At 59.6% G+C, this 839-nt stretch carries 1 protein-coding gene and 1 pseudogene; both read left to right on the forward strand.

All coding sequences use genetic code 11. The features are described 5' to 3' along the window. Positions 1 to 238: 238 nt before the first annotated feature. Entirely contained in the window at positions 239 to 583 is a 345-nt protein-coding gene (locus IVA82_RS10165; protein ID WP_247383763.1) for a DUF6788 family protein, read from the forward strand. A 1-nt stretch (position 584) separates the two neighbouring features. Next, a pseudogene (locus IVA82_RS10170) lies at positions 585 to 839 on the forward strand (ISNCY family transposase); the annotation flags it as partial.

The raw sequence follows: 839 nt of genomic DNA on the forward strand, positions 1-839 counted from the left end.
CGTCTGTTGCGCGGCGGCGGCTCCAAGTAGAAGAAAATCTTCACGCAAGTTTGGATAAGCGAATAATATTGTCTCGCAAACCAGTGGTCATTCTCATGCACCACGTGGTGCCAAACTAGCTAGCTACTTTCCGGCGCAAAAATCGGCGGCCTTGTGAGGCAGCCAGAATCGCTTGGTGTGGCGAAAACTGCAAGGTCGAACGGATTGGCGTTGACTTGAAGCGGATTGATTCATTCTTATGATTCGTAAGCGAGCCCTTCAAACGCGTGAGAAGCTTGTCGGCAAGCTGCCGGTCACCGGCGAACTGCTGCGCGGTTCGTTGCTGGAGCGCACCGTTCGTCACAAGAGCGGCTGCCCGAAATGCGCGCGCGGCGAAGGGCACCAGGTGCATGTCCTGACGGTGAGCTATGCGGGTGGACGCGTGCGCCAGTTCAGTGTGCGGCGTGAGCGCGTTGCCGAGGTGCGCCGCTGGCTGGAGAATTACCAGAAGCTGAAAGACGCGATCGAGGCGATCTGCGCGTTCAATCACGACCTGTTGCGCCCTGATGCGGCGGTGCCGCGGGGGAGGAAGAAACGTGATTGAGATGCGCAGAGCGCAACTGAGCTTCGGCGACGGCTTGATCGCCGGGGAAGTGAGCGATCTTCGCGAAGGTTGGATGACCCATGCTGACCGGGTTCTGGCGGATGAACAGATCGTCGGTGCAGTGTACGAGGCGCTGGCGAGACGACATCCCAAGAGCCGCACAAGAGCCGCAGTCGTGGTCGGCTGGGCGCGCCGGCCGAGGTGGTGTTGCGGTTGTTGATCCTCAAGCATGTTCGCAACTGGAGCTATCACGTGC

This window comes from Bradyrhizobium sp. 142, assembly GCF_023074015.1.
Lineage (GTDB): Bacteria > Pseudomonadota > Alphaproteobacteria > Rhizobiales > Xanthobacteraceae > Bradyrhizobium.

Coding starts and splice junctions, on each gene's coding strand:
- IVA82_RS10165 (WP_247383763.1), top strand. CDS start 239: ATGATTCGTAAGCGAGCCCTTCAAACGCGTGAGAAGCTTGTCGGCAAG.